22 protein-coding genes are annotated in these 22964 nt (G+C 64.5%); 20 read left to right on the top strand and 2 right to left on the bottom strand.

From position 1 onward, the window contains the following. Positions 1-79: 79 nt before the first annotated feature. The 12 genes from X566_RS09840 to trmB all read left to right on the top strand — a co-directional run bounded on the left by X566_RS09840 (position 80) and on the right by trmB (position 10560). Positions 80-574 carry a universal stress protein gene (locus X566_RS09840; protein WP_034465692.1) on the top strand — a complete coding sequence of 165 codons (495 nt, stop codon included), beginning with the start codon at positions 80-82 and terminating at the stop codon, positions 572-574. 165 nt (positions 575-739) lie between these two features. Beyond that, entirely contained in the window at positions 740-1303 is a 564-nt protein-coding gene (locus X566_RS09835) for a NifU family protein (RefSeq protein WP_034465690.1), read from the top strand. Between the two features lie 181 nt (positions 1304-1484). Next, positions 1485-2183 (top strand): tRNA (adenosine(37)-N6)-threonylcarbamoyltransferase complex dimerization subunit type 1 TsaB, encoded by a 699-nt coding sequence (gene tsaB / locus X566_RS09830; protein ID WP_034465688.1) that lies wholly within the window; start codon positions 1485-1487, stop codon positions 2181-2183. Next, the gene (gene rimI / locus X566_RS09825; protein WP_034465687.1) at positions 2180-2665 is read left to right on the top strand and encodes a ribosomal protein S18-alanine N-acetyltransferase; all 486 of its coding nucleotides are present in this window, start codon (positions 2180-2182) and stop codon (positions 2663-2665) included. Before tsaB ends, rimI begins: the two co-directional genes overlap by 4 nt. 72 nt (positions 2666-2737) lie before the next feature. Then, complete coding sequence (locus X566_RS09820) at positions 2738-3190, top strand: Fur family transcriptional regulator (RefSeq protein ID WP_034465685.1); 453 nt, start codon at positions 2738-2740, stop codon at positions 3188-3190. 169 nt (positions 3191-3359) lie between these two features. Beyond that, positions 3360-4787, top strand: a complete 1428-nt coding sequence (gene miaB / locus X566_RS09815; protein WP_034465684.1) for a tRNA (N6-isopentenyl adenosine(37)-C2)-methylthiotransferase MiaB — start codon at positions 3360-3362, stop codon at positions 4785-4787. Positions 4788-4792: 5 nt separating this feature from the next. Then, positions 4793-5845, top strand: a complete 1053-nt coding sequence (locus X566_RS09810; RefSeq protein ID WP_034465682.1) for a PhoH family protein — start codon at positions 4793-4795, stop codon at positions 5843-5845. An 18-nt stretch (positions 5846-5863) separates the two neighbouring features. Then, entirely contained in the window at positions 5864-6346 is a 483-nt protein-coding gene (gene ybeY / locus X566_RS09805; protein ID WP_034465680.1) for an rRNA maturation RNase YbeY, read from the top strand. Continuing rightward, a complete protein-coding gene (locus X566_RS09800) occupies positions 6343-7491 on the top strand; it encodes a hemolysin family protein (RefSeq protein WP_081740115.1) in 1149 nt (382 codons plus the stop codon). The genes ybeY and X566_RS09800 overlap by 4 nt, the downstream gene beginning before the upstream one ends. Next, complete coding sequence (gene lnt / locus X566_RS09795) at positions 7488-9083, top strand: apolipoprotein N-acyltransferase (protein WP_034465677.1); 1596 nt, start codon at positions 7488-7490, stop codon at positions 9081-9083. The genes X566_RS09800 and lnt overlap by 4 nt, the downstream gene beginning before the upstream one ends. Before the next feature lie 260 nt (positions 9084-9343). Then, the gene (locus X566_RS09790; protein WP_034468262.1) at positions 9344-9760 is read left to right on the top strand and encodes a helix-turn-helix domain-containing protein; all 417 of its coding nucleotides are present in this window, start codon (positions 9344-9346) and stop codon (positions 9758-9760) included. A 68-nt stretch (positions 9761-9828) separates the two neighbouring features. After that, the gene (gene trmB, locus X566_RS09785; RefSeq protein ID WP_034465675.1) at positions 9829-10560 is read left to right on the top strand and encodes a tRNA (guanosine(46)-N7)-methyltransferase TrmB; all 732 of its coding nucleotides are present in this window, start codon (positions 9829-9831) and stop codon (positions 10558-10560) included. A gap of 96 nt (positions 10561-10656) precedes the next feature. On the opposite strand, the gene X566_RS09780 is transcribed toward trmB, so the two are convergent. Then, on the bottom strand, positions 10657-11736 hold the full coding sequence (locus tag X566_RS09780; RefSeq protein ID WP_034465672.1) for a DUF2336 domain-containing protein: 1080 nt from the start codon (positions 11734-11736) through the stop codon (positions 10657-10659). 284 nt (positions 11737-12020) lie between these two features. Here X566_RS09780 and rimP point away from each other — a divergent pair, with 284 nt between their 5' ends. The 8 genes from rimP (at position 12021) to pnp (ending at position 22142) form a co-directional block, all read left to right on the top strand. Beyond that, on the top strand, positions 12021-12737 hold the full coding sequence (gene rimP, locus X566_RS09775; RefSeq protein WP_034465670.1) for a ribosome maturation factor RimP: 717 nt from the start codon (positions 12021-12023) through the stop codon (positions 12735-12737). A 2-nt stretch (positions 12738-12739) separates the two neighbouring features. Then, positions 12740-14344, top strand: a complete 1605-nt coding sequence (nusA, locus tag X566_RS09770) for a transcription termination factor NusA (protein ID WP_034465667.1) — start codon at positions 12740-12742, stop codon at positions 14342-14344. Positions 14345-14359: 15 nt separating this feature from the next. Further along, the gene (locus X566_RS09765; RefSeq protein ID WP_081740114.1) at positions 14360-15091 is read left to right on the top strand and encodes an RNA-binding protein; all 732 of its coding nucleotides are present in this window, start codon (positions 14360-14362) and stop codon (positions 15089-15091) included. Next, positions 15084-17714 (top strand): translation initiation factor IF-2, encoded by a 2631-nt coding sequence (infB, locus tag X566_RS09760; protein ID WP_034465664.1) that lies wholly within the window; start codon positions 15084-15086, stop codon positions 17712-17714. Before X566_RS09765 ends, infB begins: the two co-directional genes overlap by 8 nt. Before the next feature lie 145 nt (positions 17715-17859). Continuing rightward, positions 17860-18282, top strand: a complete 423-nt coding sequence (rbfA, locus tag X566_RS09755; protein WP_034468259.1) for a 30S ribosome-binding factor RbfA — start codon at positions 17860-17862, stop codon at positions 18280-18282. Positions 18283-18356: 74 nt separating this feature from the next. Beyond that, positions 18357-19370, top strand: a complete 1014-nt coding sequence (truB, locus tag X566_RS09750) for a tRNA pseudouridine(55) synthase TruB (protein ID WP_244434781.1) — start codon at positions 18357-18359, stop codon at positions 19368-19370. A gap of 2 nt (positions 19371-19372) precedes the next feature. Continuing rightward, the gene (gene rpsO / locus X566_RS09745; protein WP_034465659.1) at positions 19373-19642 is read left to right on the top strand and encodes a 30S ribosomal protein S15; all 270 of its coding nucleotides are present in this window, start codon (positions 19373-19375) and stop codon (positions 19640-19642) included. 361 nt (positions 19643-20003) lie between these two features. Then, positions 20004-22142, top strand: a complete 2139-nt coding sequence (gene pnp / locus X566_RS09740) for a polyribonucleotide nucleotidyltransferase (protein WP_034465657.1) — start codon at positions 20004-20006, stop codon at positions 22140-22142. Positions 22143-22225: 83 nt separating this feature from the next. On the opposite strand, the gene X566_RS09735 is transcribed toward pnp, so the two are convergent. Next, positions 22226-22897 carry an aquaporin gene (locus X566_RS09735; protein WP_034465655.1) on the bottom strand — a complete coding sequence of 224 codons (672 nt, stop codon included), beginning with the start codon at positions 22895-22897 and terminating at the stop codon, positions 22226-22228. Positions 22898-22964 lie beyond the last annotated feature (67 nt).

Genomic DNA, 22964 nt, shown 5'->3' with positions numbered 1-22964 from the left:
AATGCATGAGCTTGCTCGGGCCACGACGGGAGCGCGATTCAATTCGCTCGAATTGAATCTTCATATCGGGACACGCTGCATGAACACGAAACGTCGGAGCTACGAGTCCGGCCACAAGCCGAAGTGTCTGGTCGTCATCGACGATACCGCCGAGTGCGACCGCGCGGTATACTACGCCGCACGCTGGGCGGTGCGCGTCGGCGGCGGGGTGGTCATGCTGCGCGTGATCGAAGCCGAACAGCGTAATCAGGAATGGCGCGGCGTCGCCGACATCATGCGCGCCGAGGCCCACGAGGAGGCCAACGCCGCCCTCGACCGAGCCTCGGGCCGCGCCAATGGCTTGGCGGCGATCACGCCGGAGCGCGTGATCCGCGAGGGCAATCCCACCCAGCAGATCCTCGAGGCGATCGAAGGCGACGTCGATATCTCCGCGCTGGTGCTGGCGGCGAGCGCCGGCGCCGAGGGACCAGGGCCGATCGTGACGGCGATCGCCAAATCCGCCGGCGCATTCCCGATTCCGGTGGTGGTGGTCCCGGGAACCCTGACCGACGACGACATCGACGCCCTCTCGTGAGCCGGCTTCCGGCTGGCTGGGCTCCCGGTGGAGGCAGAAACGGCCCCCGCTGGGGCTTGTAGCCTGTCCTCTTGCAGGTGTCCTTTTCGGGGTTATCTGCTAGATAATGCAGTCCCTTCACCCTGACCGCGCCGGCCTTGAACCGGCGATGTGCCGGAGCCAACAATGTTCATCCAGACGGAAGCTACCCCAAACCCCGCGACCCTGAAGTTCCTGCCCGGCAAAGCCGTGCTCGGCGACGGGACCATGGAATTCCGCGACCGCGATACTGCGCACCGTTCGCCGCTTGCTGAAAAGCTGTTCGACATTCCCGGCGTCACCGCCGTCTTCTACGGCTCCGACTTCGTCTCGGTCACGAAGGACGACAGCGACTGGCAACACCTGAAGCCGGCGATCCTCGGCGCGATCATGGAACACTACATGTCCGGCGCGCCGCTCTTGAACGACGGCAGCAGCGAGAGCGACGATGATGCCGAGGAGTTCTTTAACGAGACTGACGCAGAGACCGTCGCCACCATCAAGGAGCTGATCGAGACCCGCGTCCGGCCGGCCGTGGCCAACGACGGCGGCGACATCACCTTCCGCGGCTACAAGGAAGGGGTGGTCTATCTCGACATGAAGGGCGCCTGCGCCGGCTGCCCGTCCTCCACCGCCACGCTGAAACACGGTATCCAGAACCTGCTGCGCCACTTCGTTCCGGACGTCGTCGAAGTGCAGCAGATGAGCTGACCGCCAGCGACATGTCTTGTCGGACACGGCCGGGGGCAGCCCCGGCCGCTTGCTTTTATGGCCCTCCGTTTTTGACTTGTACGAACTCCAGCAAACCCAGGCATGAAATTTAGACGTGGATGGCACGACCGGCGGCGAAGCGCGGTTTATGCGGACCGCCGGCCGATGATATGATTCTCCGATGCTGATCCTTGCCATCGATACCGCGCTCGAAGCCTGTTCGGCCGCCGTGCTCGACACCGAAACGCCGGGCCTGCGCGCGTCGGAGGCTCGGCCGATGGCGCGCGGACACGCGGAAGCGCTGATGCCGATGATCGCGCGGGTGATGCAGGCCGCCGCGCTGCCCTTCACCGCACTCGACCGGATCGTCACGACGATCGGCCCCGGTAGCTTCACCGGCCTGCGCGTCGGCATTTCGGCTGCACGCGGACTTGGTCTCGCGGCCGGCAAGCCAGTGGTCGGCGTGACGACGCTGTCCGCGTTCGCCTCGCCCTTCCTCGCCGAGGGCAGCGAGCAATCGATCGTTTCCGTCATCGATGCACGCCACGACCACGTCTACGCGCAGGCGGTCAACAGCGACGGCGCCATGCTGGTCCGCCCGTGCGTCATTCCCATTGCCGAAGTTCCGCATCTGACGCCGGCTGCCCCGAAGCTGATCGGCAATGCCGCGCAGATGGTGGCCGACCGCTGGCCTGCGGATCGTGCACCTCCCGCCGTGGTCGAAACCCAAACCGCCCCCGATATCAGCTGGATCGCCTGGCTCGGTGTCGCCGCCGATCCCGCTCGGTCGAGACCCCGCCCGCTCTACTTGCGTCCGGTCGACGCCAAGCCGCACGTCCCGGCAGAGCTCGATCAGCCAGCGTCATCGTCTGCACAATGACCGGCTGGCTCTCGAACCTGTTCGCGCCGGCCAGCACCAGCGTCGAGCCTGCGACCATCCGTGACGCGGCAAAACTGTCGCAGCTTCATCGCGCCTCCTTCCATCGCGGCTGGGGACAGGGCGAGTTTGAAAGCATGCTGGCCGAGCGAAACACCTTCGCCGATCGGCTGATGCTCGGTCGCACGCCGATCGGCTTCATCATTTCCCGCATCGCAGCGGATGAAGCCGAGATCCTGTCGGTCGCGGTCGCATCGGCCCGGCGCGGCAAGGGCTATTCCCGCAACCTCCTCAGCCACCATCTGGGGCATCTGGCAGGACGCGGCGTCCGCCGTGTCTTCCTCGAAGTCGAAGAGAACAATCAGCCGGCGGTGCGTCTCTATCAGCGCGCCGGATTCCGGACGGTCGGCCGCAGGGAACAGTACTATCGGGACCCGACTGGCGCCAAATTGAATGCACTGGTGATGCAACGAGACTTGTCCTGACGTTCCAGCGGTGCCAGAAAAGACCTATATATGCGAGCGAGACGTTCCGATCCGTTGACGAGAGAGCGATCGATGACTGCGGTGAAACCGATGCCTGCAACGCCGAAGGGTGACGACATCGAGACACGCTGTGCGGCGACCGGCATGCGCATGACCGAGCAGCGGCGCGTGATCGCACGCGTGCTCGCCGCAGCAACCGATCACCCGGACGTCGAAGAGCTCTATCGCCGCTGCGTCGCGATCGACGACAAAATCTCGATCTCGACGGTCTATCGCACCGTCAAACTGTTCGAAGATGCCGGCATCATCGAGCGGCACGATTTCCGCGAAGGCCGCGCGCGCTATGAGCAGATGCGCGAGACTCACCACGATCACCTGATCAATCTGCGCGACGGCACCGTGATCGAGTTCACCTCCGACGAGATCGAGAAGCTGCAGACCGAGGTGGCCCGCAAGCTCGGCTACAAGCTCGTCGATCACCGGCTCGAGCTTTATTGCGTGCCGCTCGACGAGGACAAGGCATAACTGCCGGACGGCACCGGGGGCGGGGCTGGAACCCGCTCGCTGCCGCTCGCTCGCCAAATCGCTCGAAAACAACGGCTGCGGGCGCTGGATTCGCCGGGTTTTTGCCTATATTTGAATGGCGCGAGGCGCGCGGTCGGCGCGTCATGTTGTTGCGCTACCACGGATTTCGATGAACACGCCGCGCAAGCTGCACATCAAGTCATACGGCTGTCAGATGAATGTCTACGATGCCCAGCGCATGGTGGACACGCTCGCGCGCGAGAATTTCGTCGAAACGGACAGCGTCACCGACGCCGACCTGGTCATTCTGAACACCTGTCATATCCGCGAGAAAGCCTCCGAGAAGGTCTATTCGGAGCTCGGTCGTCTGCGCGAATCGAAGGATGCCGCCGCGCGCGACGGCCGCGACATGAAAATCGTCGTCGCAGGCTGTGTGGCGCAGGCGGAGGGCGCCGAGATCGTCAAGCGCGCGAGCGTGGTCGATGTCGTGGTCGGCCCGCAGAGCTATCATCACCTGCCGGATCTTCTGCGTCGGGCTGCGCGAGACGGCCGGGCGATCGAGACCGAATTCCCGGTCGAGGACAAATTCACGGCACTCGCTCAGCCGCAGCCCGCAACGATCCGCGCCCGCGGCATAACATCGTTCGTGACCGTGCAGGAGGGTTGCGACAAGTTCTGCACCTTCTGCGTGGTGCCTTACACGCGCGGCGCCGAAGTCTCGCGGCCCGTTGCCAAGATCGCCGACGATGTGCGCCGCCTCGCCGACAACGGCGTGCGCGAGATCACCCTGATCGGACAGAACGTCAACGCGTTCCACGGCGAGGGCCCGGACGGCAAGTCGTGGCCGCTCGGCAAGCTGCTGCACCACCTGGCTGCGATCCCTGGCATTCTCCGGCTGCGCTACACCACAAGCCATCCGTGTGACGTGGACGACAGCCTGATTGCCGCCCACCGCGAGTTGCCAGCGCTGATGCCCTACCTCCATCTGCCGGTGCAATCCGGCTCCGATCGCATTCTGCAGGCGATGAACCGCAAGCATAGTGTTGCAGATTACCATCGCGTGATCGACGCGTTCCGCAGGGCGCGCCCCGACATGGCGTTTTCCTCGGATTTCATCGTCGGATTTCCGGGAGAAAGCGACGCGGATTTCGCGGGAACCCTCGCACTCGCCGAGCAAATCGGTTACGCTTCGGCGTATTCATTCAAGTATTCGCCGCGCCCGGGCACGCCGGCGGCGGATATGCCGGAGATGATTGACACCGCGACGATGGATCAGCGCCTCGCGCAACTGCAGCAGCTCATCGACCGAAAGCAATCGGACTTCAATGCCGCGTGTGTCGGCCAGACCCTCGACGTGCTGTTCGAGCAGCCGGGCAAGCGCCCGGGTCAGATCGTCGGACGCTCTCCCTATCTGCAGCCGGTGCACGTCATGGCTTCCGCCGACATCATCGGCCGCGTGCTGCCGGTGACGATGACGGCGCTCGAACGCTACAGCCTGTTTGGCGAACTGCACCTCGATTCCAAGCAGGGCGATCCCACGCAGATCGCACAAGACCTGAACGAGACGACTTCGTTGGTTGCAACGACTGGAGCCTGAAACCCTTGCCAAAAAGCGCATCGGATTCGCCATCGCTCGCCCCCGGCCGCAAAATCGACCGAGACCTGAAAGCGCCGGACGCCCATATCGAACTCGCCTTCGACGACAACCGTGCAGCATCCTCCCTCGTTGGGCAGTACGGCCAGAACCTCGCCCTGCTGGAGCGGCGACTGAATGTGGTTGCCGATCAGCGCGGCAATCACGTCACCGTCGCCGGATCACGCGACGGCTGCGAGGCTGCGCGCCGCGTGCTCGAAAGCTTGTACGAGCAGGTGCTCCAGGGCCACGAATTGACGCAAGGCGACGTCGATGGCGCGATCCGCGCGGTGATCGCGCAAGGCTCGCTGTTCGATTTCGATCCTAAATCCGCACGCCCGTCCTTCGAGGAGATCAACCTGCGCAAGCGTCCGGTGCGGGCGCGCACCGCAGCCCAAGACGCCTACATCCGCGCGCTCAAGCGCTATTCGCTGGTCTTCGGCGTCGGCCCCGCCGGCACCGGCAAGACCTGGCTTGCGGTTGCGCACGCCGCACAACTGTTCGAGCGCAAGGAAGTGGACAAGATCATCCTGTCACGCCCTGCGGTCGAAGCCGGCGAGCGACTTGGCTTCCTGCCCGGCGACATGCGCGAGAAGGTCGACCCTTATCTGCGCCCGATCTACGACGCGCTCTATGACTTGATGGATGCGCGCGTGGTCGAGCGCGCACTGCAGACCGGTGAGATCGAGATCGCGCCGCTGGCCTTCATGCGCGGCCGCACGCTGACCAACGCCGTCATCATCCTCGACGAAGCACAGAATACGACGTCGATGCAGATGAAGATGTTCCTGACGCGACTTGGCGAGAACAGCCGGATGATCGTCACCGGTGACCCGAGCCAGGTCGACCTGCCGAATGGCCAGCCCTCCGGACTTGCGGAAGCGACCCGGCTGCTCGACGGCGTCGAGGGGATCGCGCAGGTGACGTTCGCTGCCGAGGATGTGATCCGTCACGAACTGGTGCAGCGCATCGTGGCGGCCTACGAGAAGGCTGCGCCCCGGCCCGCCGGCGGCAAGCCCTGATATCAACGATTGTTCGCTATGGAACCGCGCGCGCCCTTGTCGGCCGACATTCTCGTTACAGCTTCCTGCTGGGAGGCCGAACCGGACGCCGAAGCTCTTGTGCAGCGCGCCATCGATGCCGCCGCGCGCAAAGCTGCCTCTTCTGCCGACGGCATCGAAGTTGCTATTGTGCTGACCGATGATTCAGGAATTCGAACGCTCAACCGCGATTGGCGCGGGATCGACAAGCCAACCAATGTGCTGTCGTTTCCTGCTGCGCCCGCGCCTGGACCGGTGGCCCAGCCGCGCATGCTCGGCGACATCGCAATCGCCTATGAGACCACGCGCCGGGAAGCCGGCGACGAGGACAAGCCTTTCGCTCATCACCTCAGCCACCTCGCGGTGCATGGATTTCTTCACCTCATCGGTTACGACCATGAGACCGACGCCGACGCGGAGGTCATGGAGAACCTCGAGCGGACGATTCTCAGCGATCTCGGCATTCCAGATCCTTACCGATGAATACAGCCGTGCCCTCTGAGCCCGCGACAAACAACGACGGCGAACCCCCGTCTCAACCCCGCAACCTGCCGGTGCCGGTGCGAGAGGGCGACGTGCTGCGGCCTGCGCACGACAACTGGCTGGTGCGCGCGATCCGTACGCTGTTCGGCTGGCGATCCGGCTCGCTGCGCGCCGACTTGCAGGTGGTGCTGGAGGCCTCGACCCCGGACGAGACGAGCTTCAGCGCCGCCGAGCGCGCCATGTTGCGCAACATCCTCAACCTGCGCGAACGGCGGATCGCCGACGTGATGGTGCAACGGGCGGACATCGTCGCCGTGCGCCAGGACATCTCGCTCGGCGAGTTGATGAAGCTGTTCGAGAGCGCCGCGCACTCGCGCCTCGTCGTCTATCGCGACACCCTCGACGATCCCGAGGGGATGGTGCACATCCGCGATCTGCTTGCCTTCATCACCTCGCGCGCGCAGATCGACCCGACCGCCAACACACGGCGCAAGCGGCCTTTCACCGCTAACCTCGATCTGCGCAGCATCAATCTTGCCATGTCGCTCGAAGACGCCGGCATCGTCCGCAAGCTGCTGTATGTGCCGCCCTCGATGCCGGCTCTCGATCTGCTCGCGCAAATGCAAGCCACCCGCACCCATCTGGCGCTGGTGGTGGACGAATATGGCGGCACCGACGGGCTGGTCTCGATGGAGGACCTCGTCGAACAGATCGTCGGCGAGATCGACGACGAGCACGACGACGACACGTCGCCATCTATCGTCAAGCAGCCGGACAACTCCTTCATCGCCGACGCGCGCGCGCCGATCGAAGATGTCATCGCCACCGTGGGCAAGGAGTTCGACCTCGGCGAGACCAGCAATGTCGATACCCTTGGCGGCTATCTCGTCGCCCATGTCGGACGGTTGCCGGTTCGCGGCGAAGTCATATCCGGTCCGGGCCCGTTCGAAATCGAGGTGCTCGATGCCGATCCCCGCCGCGTCAAGCGACTGCGCATCAGCATCCGCAAGGAACGACCGACCCCGCGCATGCGCGAGCAACGCCGCCGTGATACGTCCGAAGCGCCCACCGCTCCGCCAAAGGCCGACTCCGGCGATGCCAAACCGGGCGAGTCGTCGCCCGGACACTCCGCGAGCGGCCCGTGAGCCTGGCACGGATCGCCCACGCCATCATTCTCTCCTGGGGCTGGCGCCGCGCCTTGATCGCGCTGGCGAGTGGGGCGCTGTCCGCACTGGCGATGGCCCCGTTCAACGCATGGCCGATCCTGTTCCTGACGCTGCCGGTCGTCGTCTGGCTGATCGATGGCGCCGGCAGCGGAAAATTCGGTGGAGCACCGGCAGCGGCGCTGACCGGCTGGTGGTTCGGCTTCGGTTACTTCCTGGCGGGTCTCTACTGGGTCGGCAACGCCTTGCTGGTCGACGCCCAGACGTTTGGCTGGCTGCTGCCGTTTGCCGTCGCTGGACTGCCGGCAGGACTGGCGCTGTTCATGGCCTTAGGCTTTCTGGTCGCGCGGTGGCTGTGGGTACGCGACGCGTCGCGCATTCTCACATTGGCGATAGCGCTCACCGCAACGGAATGGCTGCGCGGACACATCCTCTCCGGATTTCCATGGAATGCGCTCGGCTATGCACTGTCGGCACCGCTGGCACTGGCACAGACCGCATCGCTGATCGGCCTCTGGGGGCTGACGTTTCTGACCGTGGCGATCTTCGCAAGTCCCGCGGTGCTGATCGACGACCGCAAGACCTCGCGCCATATCTGGCCCGTGCTCGCGCTCACCTTGCTTGCGGTGATGGGCGCCTATGGGGCGCTGCGGCTGGCCCGCGAGCCGACGCGCTGGGTGGAGGGCGTCAAACTCCGCATCATGCAGCCCAACCTGCCGCAGGATAAGAAATTCAACTACGGCGCAAAGGCCGAGGTGATGCGCCGCTATCTCGCCCTGTCGGAGCGCGCGTCGGGACCACAGTCCACGGGCCTCAGCGACACCACTCTCCTGATCTGGCCGGAGTCAGCGTTCCCGTTCTTCCTCGCACGTGAGGCCGATGCGATGGCACAGATCGCCGACCTGCTGCCGCGCGGGACGGTCCTGATCACCGGTGCGGTGCGCCCGCCGGACGCGTCGCCGCCGGGCCTGCCGATCAGCCGTGCCTATAACTCGATCTACGCGATCGATCACGACGGCACCATCCTGTCGGTTTACGACAAGCTGCACCTCGTCCCGTTCGGCGAGTATCTGCCGTTCCAGACCGCGATGGAGAAGCTCGGCTTCACGCAGATCACCAAAATCCAGGGCGGCTTCATTCCCGGCACACGGCGCCGGCCGATCGACCTGCCGCACGCACCGCGCATGCTGCCGCTGATCTGCTACGAAGCAATCTTCCCGGGCGAGATCACGACTCGCGAGGAACGGCCCGCCTGGATTGTCAACGTCACCAACGATGGCTGGTTCGGACAGAGCACCGGCCCCTATCAGCACCTGCAGCAGACGCGCCTGCGCGCCATCGAGGAGGGGCTCCCGATCGTTCGCGCCGCCAACACCGGCATTTCCGCGGTGATCGATCCGCTCGGGCGGATTGTCGCCCGTCTCGATCTCGGTACGGAAGGCGTGGTGGACGCCGGACTTCCAGCCTCGGTCGCCACTCCGCTCTATGGCAGGATGACGGACATTCCCGCAGCGGTGCTGGTGGCGTTGGCCGGCTTCGTCGTGATTCGCAGACGATCGCAGCTCAATTCCTGAGAGAAAAATCCTATCAGCGCCTAGCGTTTGTTTAACGCGCAACCCTATAGATGAAACTTGCAGAGGAGGGAACTCAACATATATGGTACTATGATACTATATTTACAGCCTATAGTAGATGAATCGCCTCGATCTAACCTAACTTTTTCCCTCAATTGCAGACAAGAATTTGACCACGACCATCCAATCCGCGTAGTTGTTTGTGGGTTTCCGAGAGGCGGGCAAACATCATGAACATAGGCGAGCCCGAGGAGAAGCTGATGTCGGTAAAAGCGCCCAATCCCGTCGACAAGTACGTCGGGAGCCGGATTCGCATGCGGCGCATCATGCTCGGCATGAGCCAGGAGAAACTCGGCGAGTCGCTCGGGCTGACCTTCCAGCAGATCCAGAAATACGAGAAGGGAACCAATCGGGTCGGCGCAAGCCGCCTGCAGCAGATCTCCGAAATCCTGCGCATTCCGGTGTCGTTCCTGTTCGAAGGCGGCCCCGGCGGCGCCGTGAATGCCAATGGCGCCAGCGAAGCCCCGTCTCCCGCCTATGTTTCCGATTTTCTCGCCACGTCCGAAGGGTTGGCGCTGACCCGCGCCTTCACGCGCATCAGCGACGCGAAGCTCCGCCGCAGCATCGTCGATCTGGTCGAGCAGATCGCAGGACGCGAGCAGCCCGATCACCGCTGACCGCTGCCGCCCGGCCCGCACTCCTCCCTTTTCATCTCGCAAATCCGCGCCTGCTTGATGCAGGATGCATGATGACTTCCGACACGACTTCAAAGCTGCGCGCGCCGGGCTCGTTCTTCGGCCGGCGCAAGGGCCACAAGCTCCGTCTGCATCAGGCCGACCTGATGACGACGCTGCTGCCGCAGCTCGCCATCACCATTGATGCGCCGCCACTGGCATCGGCTGCAACGCTGTTCGGCCCGGCCATCAGCGCGGTGCGGCTGGAGATCGGATTCGGCGGCGGCGAGCATCTGCTCGCGGAAGCGGCCGCCCATCCAACCACCGGATTTATCGGTTGCGAACCCTACGTGAACGGCATGGCGAAGATCCTCGCCCGCATCGACGAGCTCGGACTGACCAATATCCGGCTGTTCGCCGGAGACGCTGCGGAGTTGCTTGCCTGGCTCCCGCCGGCCTCGCTCACCCGCATCGACCTGATCCATCCCGACCCGTGGCCGAAACGCCGCCACTGGAAACGCCGCTTCGTGCAGGATCGCACCCTCGCCGCGATGGTCCGCATTCTGCGCGATGACGGCGAATTTCGCTTCGTCAGCGACATCGATCATTACGCCGCGTGGACACTGGCACACGTTCACCGATCCGCCGATTTCGTCTGGACCGCCGAACGCGCCGACGATTGGCGCAAGCCCTGGCCTGGCTATACGATGACGCGCTATGGGCGAAAGGCCGAACGCGAAGGCCGCCGCGCCACCTATCTGATCTTCGCGCGGCACGCGCCTGGTTCGATCCGCAAATCCTGACGATGGCTCCCGGGCCTCGCGTGAAACGAGCAATCAAGGCCTGGTTTGGCGCTCTTTGACACGCTCGTTCGAACCGCTGCGACGCCGCTCAACGTGCTAGATTTGACCGCGGTCTTTCCAGAATGCGACGACCCGCTGGGCCGTCGGCAACGCAAGACGCTCGAAATTGACGCGCGCATCCTCGATATCGGCGATCGAGAGCGAGCGGCCAGCACCGAGGCGCAAAGACAGCAGCGCGCGAACAGCGCTCCATTCGAGACCCAACGCGCGTCCGAGAATAAGAATGGAATCGCGCCGGCCGCCGGCAATCACGCGATCGACCGCATCGATCGCCAGGCCGGACACCGCCGCGATCGCCACGACCGTCTCTTCGTACTTCCGTTCCTTGACGAACCCCGTCAGCGTTGCATGATCGAGCGCGCCGGCCTGCTGCAAGACGAGAACCGCCTGCTGCGCCGATGCAAAGTCGCGCACCGTTGGTGCATCAGCATCGGCGACCGCTTCCGCCATGGTTCGCGCGATCGCCGCCCGCCGCGCCGGGCTTGCCGTTTGAAACAACCTGCGGCGGACGATGTCGGCCGACTCGCTCAGCAACCGTTGCAGCAGCGGCGTCGGCAGGTCTTCGCGCAGACCAATCGCCATCGCGAGCACACCGTCATCGGCCGCACGCCGAACCAGGCTGGAGTAGCCCTTGACCGAAAACAGCGCCCCGGCATTCGCGGCGGCGCTGCGCACCACCTCACGTTCACCCCGCACAAGCAGCGCATCGGTGACGCTCTCGGGCACGATCAGACGTTCTGCCACCGCCTGCAAATGCGCTTGCCCGCAGCATCGCACGACCTCGATCAACGTCGCCTCGTCGATCACCGGAGAGGCCCGCAGCAGCGGCCCGGCAACCTTGATCTCAGCATCGAGAACGAGTTCGCGTACCACCGACGGCGGCGCATTGGCCAACGCAGCGAGTTGGCCTGCCAGAGCCGCTCTCGCCTCGCCATCGGCCTGCGGCAGCAAGCTCTTCAGCACGGTGTCGAACAGGGCCACATGCTGAACGTTGAAACGTGAGGCCCCTTGCACGAACAGCGCGCCGAGCTTGCGCAGGGCGATCGCCCGCCGCTCCGGGGTGACGCTCCTGACGATCTCTTCGAGGTCAGGCAGGGAGGAGCTGGCGGCAAGCATCGGTCAGGCTGGGATCTTCGGTACGGCGGCAGTCTAAGCCAGGAGCATGAACGAACGGTTAGCCGACAAACCGTTGAAATTGCTTCCTTCCGAGGCCTTGCCGAAGCTCCGGTAAGCCGCTATATTCCGCTTACTGATGGTTTCTCATAACGGTCAGAGTTGATCTGATCGCAGATTGAGAGTGGGCCCCCCGGGACCCGCTCTTTTTTATTACCTGAAAGCCCCGGAGCGCAGGCCGGCCATCGCCGGCCAACGACCACCAACGCGGAACCCTTTTGCCGTCCATGACCGACCAAGTTCTTGGCAAGGCCAGTCCTGATCCGTTGAGCGAACCCCGCCTCGTCGTCGAGCCGGGGCTGGCTGCGCGCGTGTCGGCGGTGGCGGAACCGGTTCTTAATGGCCTGGGTTATCGGCTGGTCCGGGTTCGCATTTCCGGCGAGGCTGGAACCACCGTGCAAATCATGGCCGAGCGGCCGGATGGCACCATGCTCATCGAGGATTGCGAAGCGATCTCGCGAGCCCTGTCTCCGGTGATGGACGTCGCCGACCCGATCGAACGCGCCTACCGGTTGGAAATTTCCTCGCCCGGCATCGACCGGCCGCTGGTACGCCGTTCCGATTTCGAGCGGTACGCGGGTCATCTGGTGAAGGTCGAGATGGCGGTCGCACATGAAGGCCGCAAGCGCTTCCGTGGAACGCTGCTCGGCGTCGAGGGCGAGCGCGCGGCGTTGCGCCGGGATGACGTCAAGAACGACGACCCGACCGACGTTTTGCTGACGATCGAGGACATCGCGGAGGCGCGGCTGGTGCTGACCGACGCGCTGATCGCCGAATCCATGCGCCGCGGCAAGGCCGCCGAACGCGCTCTGCGCGAGGAACTCGGCCTGAAGAAACCGCCGCCGCCGCATGCAAAGAAACCGCCGAAGAAACCCTCTCAGACGAAGCAACACCGTCTCGCCAACGCGGATGCAACGCCGGCGAAACGTCACAAGGGAGACTGACCATGGCCGCTGTCAGCGCCAACAAGCTTGAATTGCTGCAGATCGCCGACGCCGTCGCGCGCGAGAAGTCGATCGATCGCAGCATCGTCATCTCCGCGATGGAAGACGCCATCGCCAAGGCCGCCCGCGCCCGCTACGGCAGCGAGACCGACGTACATGCCGAAATCGATGCCAAGAAAGGCGAGTTGCGGCTGTCGCGGCATATGCTGGTGGTCGAGCAGGTGGAGAATCCCGCGAACCAGATCGCGGTGGAAGACGCCCGCAAGCTGAACCCCGGCGCGCAGGTCGGCGACACCATCGCCGACACCCTGCCGCCGCTGGAGTATGGCCGCATTGCCGCCCAGTCCGCCAAGCAGGTGATCGTGCAGAAGGTGCGCGAGGCCGAGCGTGACCGGCAATACCAGGAGTTCAAGGATCGCATCGGCGACATCGTCAACGGCACCGTCAAGCGTGTCGAATACGGCAGCGTGATCGTCGATCTCGGCCGTGGCGAGGCGATCATCCGTCGCGACGAGATGCTGCCGCGCGAGATGTTCCGCAACGGCGATCGCGTGCGCGCCTTCGTGTTCGACGTTCGCCGCGAGACCCGCGGTCCGCAGATCTTCCTGTCACGCACGCACCCGCAGTTCATGGCCAAGCTGTTCGCGCAGGAGGTGCCGGAAATCTATGACGGCATCGTCGAGATCAAGGCGGTCGCCCGCGACCCCGGCTCGCGCGCCAAGATCGGCGTGATTTCCCGCGATTCCTCGGTCGACCCGGTCGGCGCCTGCGTCGGCATGCGCGGCTCGCGCGTGCAGGCGGTGGTGAACGAACTGCAGGGCGAAAAGATCGACATCATTCCGTGGTCGCCGGATATCGCCACCTTTGTCGTCAACGCGCTGGCGCCAGCGGAAGTCGCCAAGGTCGTGCTCGACGAAGACCGCGAACGTATTGAAGTCGTGGTCCCGGATACCCAACTGTCTCTTGCGATCGGCCGGCGCGGTCAGAACGTTCGTCTCGCCTCGCAATTGACCGGCTGGGACATCGATATCCTCACCGAGCAGGAAGAATCCGAGCGCCGTCAGGCCGACTTCGAGAACTCGACCCGCGTCTTCATGGAAGCGCTGAACGTCGACGAGGTGGTCGGACAGCTTCTGGCGTCGGAAGGTTTCTCGTCGGTCGAGGAACTCGCTCTGGTCGATATCCGCGACCTCGCCGGAATCGAAGGTTTCGATGAGGAAACTGCGGCCGAGCTGCAGTCGCGCGCGAAGGAATACCTGGAGCAGCAGGAAGCCGAGCTCGAAGCCCGCCGCAAGGAACTGGGCGTCGAGGATGCGGTGAAGGACGTGCCCGGCGTCACCTCGAAGATGCTGGTCAAGTTCGGCGAGAACGATATCAAGACCGTCGAGGATCTCGCCGGCTGCGCTACCGACGATCTGCTCGGCTGGAACGAGCGCAAGGACGGCGAGAATATCCGGCAGGCCGGCATTCTCGAAGGCTTCGAGCTGACCAAGGAGGATGCGGAAGCGTTGATCATGCAGGCACGGCTTGCCGCGGGCTGGATCACCGAGACCGATATCGCCAAGGATGCTCCGGCTGACGCCGAAGCCCCCGAAGCAACGGCATAAGGAGATGCCAAGGGAATGCTTGCCAGCGTGGACGAGGCCCATCTCGATGACGGCCCGAAGGCTTCAAAGCCCGGGACGGTGCGGATGTGCGCGCTCACGCGGCAGGTTCGCCCAATCGACGAACTGATCCGCTTCGTCGTTGCGCCATCCGGCCAGGTCATAGCCGATCTGCGGCGTAAGCTTCCCGGCCGCGGGCTTTGGCTGACCGCATCGCATAGGGCGGTGGCGGAAGCTGCCAAACGCGGCGTTTTCAGCAAGGGCTTCAAGCGCGACATTCCCGCGCAGCCCGCCCTCGCTGACGATACCGAACGGCTGATGGTTCGTGCCGCTGTCGAGGCGCTCGCCATCGCCGCCAAGGCGAAACAGGTGGTTTCCGGCTTCGCAAAAGTCGAAAACGCGCTGAAGCGCGGCAACGCGATCGCCCTGATCCACGCCGCCGACGGCGCGGCTGATGGAATCCGCAAGCTCGACGGCATGATCGACCGGGAAACGCCCGGTTTCCCGATCATCACGGCCCTCACCTCTGCTGAATTGGATTTGGCACTCGGCCGGGCAAATGTGATACATGCAGCGCTGCTTGCTGGCACGGCCGGCAAGACTTTCCTGTCCCGCTGTGAGGCCCTCGCCCGGTTCCGGGCCAATGCGCTGAGCGAGACGGCAAACGAAAATTCAGGTAGCAAGGCCCCCTTGGGTAGAAAGACTCGGGCAGGAACAGCCCGGCAAGATTTAGGACTTCTGGATGGCTGAGACCAAGACCCCCGGCGACAAGACGCTCAGCGTCGGCTCGAAAACTCTGTCGCTCAAGCCGCGGTCGGAGACGGGCACCGTGCGCCAAAGCTTCAGCCACGGCCGCACCAAATCGGTGGTGGTCGAGAAGAAGCCGAAGCGCCGCATGCCTGGTGACCCGCCGACCACGGTCGAAGCGAAGCCGGCGCCGGCCCCTGCTGCGCCGCGTCCCGCGCCGCCAGCTCCGCCGCCGCCGAAGCCCGCGCCCCAGCGCAATCCTGGCGTGCTGCTGCGCAGCCTGACGGAAGAGGAGCGCTCGGCCCGCGCCAACGCGCTTGCCGATTCCAGGCTCCGCGAGATCGAAGAGCGGCGCATCGCTGAGGAAGAAGCCGCCCGGCGCGCCGCGCGCGAGAAGATCGAACGCGAAGAGCGTGAAGCCGCCGAGGCCCGCAAGAAGGCCGAGGACGAGCGCCGCCGGCATGATGAAGAGGCCAAGAAGAAGGCCGAGCAGGAAGCCAAGAAGCGTTTCGGCGACGACCAGAACAATGCGGCCGCGGCAGCAGCGCCAGCGGCTGCCAGCCCTGCCGCGCGTCCCGCGACCGCAACCACGACGGCTGCGGCCACGACCCGTACCCCGGTCGCCGCGACCGATGCCGACGAGGACGAAGCGCCGCGGCAGGTTCGTCGCCCCGGCAGTCCGGCCCGTCCGGCTCCGGCACCGAAGGTCGCCGCGCGTCCTGGTGGAGAAAAGCGCCGTGGCCGGCTGACGCTGGTTACAGCGCTGAACGCTGACGATGTGCGCGAGCGCTCGGTCGCTTCGTTCCGCCGCCGGACCCAGCGTCTGAAGGGCCATCACAACGACGAGCCGAAGGAGCGGCTGGTTCGTGAGGTGACCATTCCGGAAGTCATCACGATTCAGGAACTCGCCAACCGCATGTCGGAACGCGCGGTGGATGTCATCCGCCTGCTGATGAAGCAGGGCGCGATGCACAAGATCACCGATACGATCGACGCCGACACCGCACAGCTCGTTGCCGAAGAACTCGGTCACACCGTCAAGCGCGTTGCCGAATCCGACGTGGAAGAAGGCCTGTTCGACGTTGCCGACGATCACGCGACGGATACCACGCCGCGCTCGCCGGTCGTCACCGTCATGGGTCACGTCGATCACGGCAAGACCTCGCTGCTCGACGCGCTGCGCTCGGCGAATGTCGTCAGCGGCGAAGCCGGCGGCATCACCCAGCACATCGGCGCTTACCAGGTGAACGCGCCGAACGGTGGCAAGATCACCTTCATCGACACGCCGGGCCACGCGGCATTCACCGCGATGCGCGCCCGTGGCGCCAAGGTTACCGACATCGTCGTGCTGGTGGTCGCGGCCGATGACGGCGTCATGCCGCAGACGGTCGAGGCGATCAATCACGCCAAGGCGGCGAAGGTGCCGATGATCGTCGCGATCAACAAAATCGACAAGGCCGACGCCAAGCCTGAACGCGTGCGCACCGAACTGCTGCAGCACGAGGTGCAGGTCGAATCGATGGGCGGCGACGTGCTCGACGTCGAGGTCTCGGCCAAGAACAAGACCAACCTCGACAAGCTGCTCGAGACTATCTCGCTGCAGGCGGAAATCCTCGACCTCAAGACCAATCCGGATCGCCCGGCGGAAGGCACCGTGATCGAAGCCAAGCTCGATCGTGGCCGCGGCCCGGTGGCGACCGTGCTGGTCCAGCGCGGCACGCTGCGCGTGGGCGACATCATCATCGCCGGTGCCGAAATGGGTCGCGTCCGCGCGCTGATCTCCGATCAGGGCGAGACCATCACCCAGGCCGGACCGTCGGTGCCGGTCGAGATTCTCGGCTTCAACGGCACACCGGAAGCGGGTGACCGCCTCGCAGTGGTTGAAAGCGAAGCCCGTGCCCGCCAGGTGACGGACTACCGCGCCCATCAGAAGCGCGAGAAGCAGGCGGCGCGTGCCAGCGGCATGCGCGGCTCGCTCGAGCAGATGATGTCGCAGCTCAAGACGGCCGGACGAAAGGACTTCCCGCTGATCGTCAAGGCCGACGTGCAAGGTTCGCTGGAGGCGATCATCGGCTCGCTGGAGAAGCTCGGCAACGAAGAAGTCGGCGCGCGTATCCTGCATGCGGCGGTCGGCGGCATCAGCGAATCCGACGTCACGCTCGCCGCAGGCTTCAACGCGGCGATCATCGGCTTCAACGTCCGCGCGTTCAAGGAAGCGTCCGACTCGGCCAAGCGCGACGGCATCGAGATCCGCTACTACAACATCATCTACGACCTCGTGGACGACGTGAAGAAGGCGATGAGCGGCATGCTGGCGCCGACGCTGCGCGAAACCATGCTCGGCAACGCGCAGATCCTCGAAGTCTTCAATATTTCAAAGGTCGGCAAGATCGCCGGCTGTCGCGTCACCGACGGTCACGTCGAGCGCGGCGCCAATGTCCGCCTGATCCGCGACAATGTCGTCATCCACGAAGGCAAGCTGTCGCAGCTCAAGCGGTTCAAGGACGATGCAAAGGAAGTCGTCGCCGGACAGGAGTGCGGCATGGCTTTCGAGAACTACCAGGATATGCGCGCTGGCGACGTGATCGAATGCTATCGCGTGGAGACGATCCAGCGCTCGCTGTGAGTCCAAATCTCACATCGCGCTCTGGATTGAATTGAACTGTCGTGTCCCGCGCAGGCGGGACACCCGGTAACCCGGTTTCTATCGAACGTAACGACCGCCGGATCATCCGCTTTCGCGGGTGACCGGGGCAATGGGATTTGCAATCATGCCTCGTCATCAACGCGGCAAGACACAGAGTTCGTCGCCGAGCGGCTCGCAACGGCAGTTGCGCGTCGGCGAACTGGTGCGGCACGCCATTTCCGAAGTCCTCGCGCAGGGCAACGTGCATGATCCCGTGCTCGAAGGCCACCTGATCACCATTCCCGAAGTGCGCATGACCGCGGACCTGAAACTCGCGACCATCTACGTCATGCCACTCGGCGGCGGTGCCGTGGACGACGTGGTCGCAGCGCTCGAGCGGAACAAGAAATTCCTCCGCGGCGAGATCGCCCATCGCGTTAACCTGAAATTTGCACCTGACATCCGCTTCCGCGCCGACGAGCGATTCGACGAAGCGGAACGGATCGAGAAATTATTGAGAACGCCTGCGGTGCAAAGAGACCTCAACAACCCTTCCGACGAGACGTGACCGACGTGACCGCTCAACACGACACCATCGCCGCCGCAGCCGACGGCTTTGATGAAAAAAATTCCGGCGACGCGATCGACCGTGGCGACCGCGCGGAGCGCCGCGGCGGCGGCCGGCACAACCGGCCGAAGCGCGACAAGCGCGACGTGCACGGCTGGGTGATCCTCGACAAGCCGGTCGGCATGACCTCCACCCACGCGGTCGCGGTGATCAAACGGCTGTTCTCCGCCAAGCGCGCAGGCCACGCCGGCACGCTCGACCCGCTCGCCTCCGGTGGCCTGCCGGTGGCCATGGGCGAGGCCACCAAGACCGTTCCGTTCGTGATGGACGGCCGCAAGCGCTACCGCTTCACGGTGCGCTGGGGCGAAGAGCGCGATACCGACGATTCGGAAGGACGGGTGGTCGCCACCAGCGACGAACGCCCCACCGCCGAGGCGATCCTTGCCCTGCTGCCGCGCTTCATGGGAACCATCGAGCAGATCCCGCCGCGCTACTCGGCGATCAAGATCCAGGGCGAGCGGGCCTATGACCTTGCCCGCGATGGCGAAGTCGTCGAACTGCAGCCCCGCCCGGTCGAGATCTACGAATTAACCCTTACGGACCAACCGGATAGCGATCACGCGGTGTTCGAGGCCGAATGCGGCAAGGGAACCTATGTCCGCTCGCTCGCCCGCGACATGGGCCGGCTACTCGGAACCTATGGCCATGTCAGCGCCCTGCGACGGACCGCCTGCGGCCCGTTCGACGAGCGGGACATGATTCCACTGGAAGAACTGGAAGCAGTGTGTCATAGAGCCGCGTCCGGTGAGGGGAACCTCGCCGACGCGCTATTGCCCGTTGAGACCGCGCTGGACGACATCCCGGCACTGGCCGTCACACGGGCTGATGCGGCAAGGCTCCACCGGGGCCAGGCCGTTTTGTTGCGCGGAAGGGATGCGCCCAATTCGAGCGGCACAGTCTATGTCACCGTCGGCGGCAGGCTTCTCGCCCTCGCCGAAATCGACAATGGCGAACTCATCCCCAAGCGCGTGTTCAACCTGAACGGGCTGGTCGCCAGTCCGCTCCGACAAGATGAAGAAGGTGTTTGACGATGTCGATTACCGCAAAGCGTAAAGCGGAAGTCATCAAGACGAATGCGACGAAGGCCGGCGACACCGGCTCTCCGGAAGTCCAGGTTGCGATCCTCTCGGAACGCATCACCAACCTCACCGAGCACTTTAAGACCCACACGAAGGACAACCATTCGCGCCGGGGTCTTCTGAAGCTCGTGTCCACCCGCCGTTCGCTGCTCGATTACCTGAAGCGTACGGACGAGGCGCGTTATAAGGCACTGATCGAGCGGCTCAACATCCGCCGCTGACGTTTGACGGCGCGCATGCGAGCAGCTTGCGCGCCGTGTCGATTCCGGCCGTTTCCGGTTCATGAAGCGGCCGACTTTGAAGACCGGCGACAGTCCTGGCCCTTGCAGAGAGCGGGCCGGGCTTCAGCTTAGCGGGTCGTACGTTTGGCCCGCAGTTTGCGCCCGATCGCAATACGGCAATCGGGCAACGACGGGAGGATACCCGTCTCGTGCGGACGAAGACGTCCGCATCTTCCGCGAGGGAAGAAAGCCATGGCAGGATCGCCAAGTTCTGATCTCACGACGCGATCGAGGTCAGCACTTTGCCGTCTTGCTCATGGCTTTCGTGCTTTTCGCGGAGCCATGATGAGAGAAAGACGCAATGTTCGATATTCACTCGGTAGAACTGGATTGGGGTGGACGTCCCCTCAAGCTTGAAACGGGAAAGATCGCGCGCCAGGCAGATGGCGCAGTTATGGCGACCTACGGCGAGACCATCGTGCTCGCGACCGTCGTCGCCGCGAAGCAGGCGAGAGAGGGCGTCGACTTCCTCCCCCTGACTGTCGACTATCAAGAGAAGGCTTACGCGGCAGGCCGCATCCCCGGCGGTTACTTCAAGCGCGAAGGTCGCCCCACCGAAAAGGAGACGCTGGTTTCGCGTCTGATTGACCGTCCGATCCGCCCGCTGTTCGCGGACGGCTGGCGCAACGAAACCCAGGTGATCGTCACCACCCTGTCGCACGACATGGAGACCGATCCCGACGTGCTGGCGATGGTCGCGGCCTCGGCTGCACTGACCCTATCCGGCGCGCCGTTCATGGGCCCGATCGGCGCAGCCCGCGTCGGCTTCATCAACAACGAATACGTCCTCAATCCGACCCTGGACGAGATGAACGAGACCCAGCTCGATCTCGTCGTCGCCGGCACCAACAACGCGGTGCTGATGGTCGAATCGGAAGCGAAAGAGCTGCCGGAAGAGGTGATGCTCGGCGCCGTGATGTTCGGCCACCGCCACTTCCAGCCGGTGATCGATGCGATCATCAAACTCGCCGAGAAGGCCGCGAAGGAGCCGCGCGAGCTCAAGACCCTCGACAACAGCGAGATCGAGAAGGAAATGCTCGGCATCGCCGAACAGGACCTGCGCGCCGCCTACGCGATCCCGGTCAAGCAGCAGCGTTACGCGGCGGTCGATGCCGCGAAGGCCAAGGTGATGGCCCACTTCTTCCCCGACGGCGCCGAGCCGCGCTTCGACAAGCTGCGCGTCGCCGGTGTGTTCAAGGAGCTCGAAGCGAAGATCGTTCGCTGGAACATTCTCGATACCGGCAAGCGTATCGACGGCCGCGATCTGAAGACCGTCCGCAACATCGTCGCCGAAGCCGGCGTCCTCCCCCGCGCGCATGGCTCCGCCCTGTTCACCCGCGGCGAGACGCAAGCGCTGGTGGTCACCACGCTGGGTACCGGCGAAGACGAGCAGTATGTCGACTCGCTCGCCGGCACGTACAAAGAGACGTTCCTGCTGCACTATAACTTCCCGCCCTACTCCGTTGGCGAGACCGGCCGCCTCGGCGGCACCAAGCGCCGCGAGATCGGGCACGGCAAGCTGGCGTGGCGGGCCATTCGTCCGGTCCTGCCGCCGCACCACGAGTTCCCGTACACGCTGCGCGTTGTCTCGGAGATCACCGAATCGAACGGTTCCTCGTCGATGGCGACCGTCTGCGGTTCATCGCTGTCGCTGATGGACGCGGGCGTGCCGCTGAAGCGGCCGACTGCAGGCATCGCGATGGGCCTGATCCTGGAAGGTGAGCGCTACGCCGTGCTGTCCGACATCCTCGGTGACGAGGATCATCTCGGCGACATGGACTTTAAGGTGGCGGGCACCGAGAAGGGCATCACCTCGCTGCAGATGGACATCAAGATCGCCGGCATCACTGAGGAGATCATGAAGGTCGCGCTGGGCCAGGCGAAGGACGGCCGCATGCACATCCTCGGCGAAATGGCCAAGGCGCTGACCACCGCCCGCGCCGAACTGGGCGAGCATGCGCCGCGCATCGAGGTGTTCCAGATCGCCACCGACAAGATCCGTGAAGTGATCGGCACTGGCGGCAAGGTGATCCGCGAGATCGTCGAGAAGACCGGCGCCAAGATCAACATTGAGGACGACGGCACGGTCAAGGTCGCCTCCGCCTCCGGCGAGTCGATCAAGGCGGCGATCAACTGGATCAAGTCGATCGCTTCCGACCCGGAAGTTGGCCACATCTACGAAGGCACCGTCGTCAAGGTGATGGAGTTCGGCGCATTCGTGAACTTCTTCGGCGCCAAGGACGGCCTCGTCCATATCAGCCAGCTCGCGGCAAACCGCGTGCAGAAGACCTCCGATGTCGTCAAGGAAGGCGACAAGGTGAAGGTCAAGCTGCTCGGCTTCGATGACCGGGGCAAGACCCGGCTGTCGATGAAGGCGGTCGATCAGACCACCGGCGAGGACCTGGAAGCCAAGCCGAAGGTCGAGCCGGCGGCCGAGTAATCCAAGCCGCGGCAAACAGCGATCTGCGCAAACAAAAAGGGCGGCCCGCAAGGCCGCCCTTTCCGCGTCTGCGACGCTCTCGCTTATTTCGCAGAGAACGCCTTGCCGATCAGGCCGCCAATGAGGCCGCCGACGATCGGCGCGACCCAGTACAGCCACAGCGACTGCAGCGCGACCTCGCCACCGAAGATCGCCGTCGCGGTGGAACGGGCCGGGTTCAGCGACGCGTTCGACACCGGAATCGAGACCAGGTGAAACAGCACCAGCGCGAGGCCGATCGCGATCGGCGCAAAGCCCGCGGGAGCCTTCTCCGAGGTCGACCCGACGATCACCACCAGAAACAGCGCAGTGATCACGACTTCGATCAGGCCGGCGCTGAGCAAGCTGAAGCCCGAACCGCCATAGGTGTTGGACACCGCCAGGAACGTATTCCACTTACCCGCCGCCGGCGCACCCTGCAGGATCACGTAGAACACCGCCGCCGCCGCCACACCGCCGAGCACCTGGGCGATGATGTAGGGCAGAGCCTTACCGGCGCTGAAACGGCCAGCAGCGACCAGCCCGAGCGTGACCGCCGGGTTGAAATGACCACCGGAAATCGGCCCTAGCGCGTAAGCCATCGCCAGCACCGACAACCCCACGGCGAAGGCGACGGCGACCAGTCCAGCGCTCGGCGCGGAGAACAATGCCGCGCCGCAAACCGCCGTGACCAGCGAGAACGTCCCCACAAACTCCGCACCCAGCTCCTTCGACATCTGAATATCTCCCCTTTCCCGGCCCATGCTTCGGGCTAATGGCATCATGACACCTTGCCGCAGGACC

The sequence above is a fragment of the Afipia sp. P52-10 genome (assembly GCF_000516555.1).
In the GTDB taxonomy this organism is placed as follows: domain Bacteria; phylum Pseudomonadota; class Alphaproteobacteria; order Rhizobiales; family Xanthobacteraceae; genus P52-10.
Note: the sequence above shows the minus strand (reverse complement) of the source record. Positions and strands in the feature narration are given on the sequence as shown.

What these genes read in the sequence shown, in the direction of transcription:
- X566_RS09840 (WP_034465692.1), top strand. Translation starts at nt 80, where the DNA reads ATGAACACGAAACGTCGGAGCTACGAGTCCGGCCACAAGCCGAAGTGT.
- X566_RS09835 (WP_034465690.1), top strand. Translation starts at nt 740, where the DNA reads ATGTTCATCCAGACGGAAGCTACCCCAAACCCCGCGACCCTGAAGTTC.
- tsaB (WP_034465688.1), top strand. Translation starts at nt 1,485, where the DNA reads ATGCTGATCCTTGCCATCGATACCGCGCTCGAAGCCTGTTCGGCCGCC.
- rimI (WP_034465687.1), top strand. Translation starts at nt 2,180, where the DNA reads ATGACCGGCTGGCTCTCGAACCTGTTCGCGCCGGCCAGCACCAGCGTC.
- X566_RS09820 (WP_034465685.1), top strand. Translation starts at nt 2,738, where the DNA reads ATGACTGCGGTGAAACCGATGCCTGCAACGCCGAAGGGTGACGACATC.
- miaB (WP_034465684.1), top strand. Translation starts at nt 3,360, where the DNA reads ATGAACACGCCGCGCAAGCTGCACATCAAGTCATACGGCTGTCAGATG.
- ybeY (WP_034465680.1), top strand. Translation starts at nt 5,864, where the DNA reads ATGGAACCGCGCGCGCCCTTGTCGGCCGACATTCTCGTTACAGCTTCC.
- X566_RS09800 (WP_081740115.1), top strand. Translation starts at nt 6,343, where the DNA reads ATGAATACAGCCGTGCCCTCTGAGCCCGCGACAAACAACGACGGCGAA.
- X566_RS09790 (WP_034468262.1), top strand. Translation starts at nt 9,344, where the DNA reads ATGTCGGTAAAAGCGCCCAATCCCGTCGACAAGTACGTCGGGAGCCGG.
- trmB (WP_034465675.1), top strand. Translation starts at nt 9,829, where the DNA reads ATGATGACTTCCGACACGACTTCAAAGCTGCGCGCGCCGGGCTCGTTC.
- X566_RS09780 (WP_034465672.1), bottom strand. Translation starts at nt 11,736, where the DNA reads ATGCTTGCCGCCAGCTCCTCCCTGCCTGACCTCGAAGAGATCGTCAGG.
- rimP (WP_034465670.1), top strand. Translation starts at nt 12,021, where the DNA reads ATGACCGACCAAGTTCTTGGCAAGGCCAGTCCTGATCCGTTGAGCGAA.
- nusA (WP_034465667.1), top strand. Translation starts at nt 12,740, where the DNA reads ATGGCCGCTGTCAGCGCCAACAAGCTTGAATTGCTGCAGATCGCCGAC.
- X566_RS09765 (WP_081740114.1), top strand. Translation starts at nt 14,360, where the DNA reads ATGCTTGCCAGCGTGGACGAGGCCCATCTCGATGACGGCCCGAAGGCT.
- infB (WP_034465664.1), top strand. Translation starts at nt 15,084, where the DNA reads ATGGCTGAGACCAAGACCCCCGGCGACAAGACGCTCAGCGTCGGCTCG.
- rbfA (WP_034468259.1), top strand. Translation starts at nt 17,860, where the DNA reads ATGCCTCGTCATCAACGCGGCAAGACACAGAGTTCGTCGCCGAGCGGC.
- rpsO (WP_034465659.1), top strand. Translation starts at nt 19,373, where the DNA reads ATGTCGATTACCGCAAAGCGTAAAGCGGAAGTCATCAAGACGAATGCG.
- pnp (WP_034465657.1), top strand. Translation starts at nt 20,004, where the DNA reads ATGTTCGATATTCACTCGGTAGAACTGGATTGGGGTGGACGTCCCCTC.
- X566_RS09735 (WP_034465655.1), bottom strand. Translation starts at nt 22,897, where the DNA reads ATGTCGAAGGAGCTGGGTGCGGAGTTTGTGGGGACGTTCTCGCTGGTC.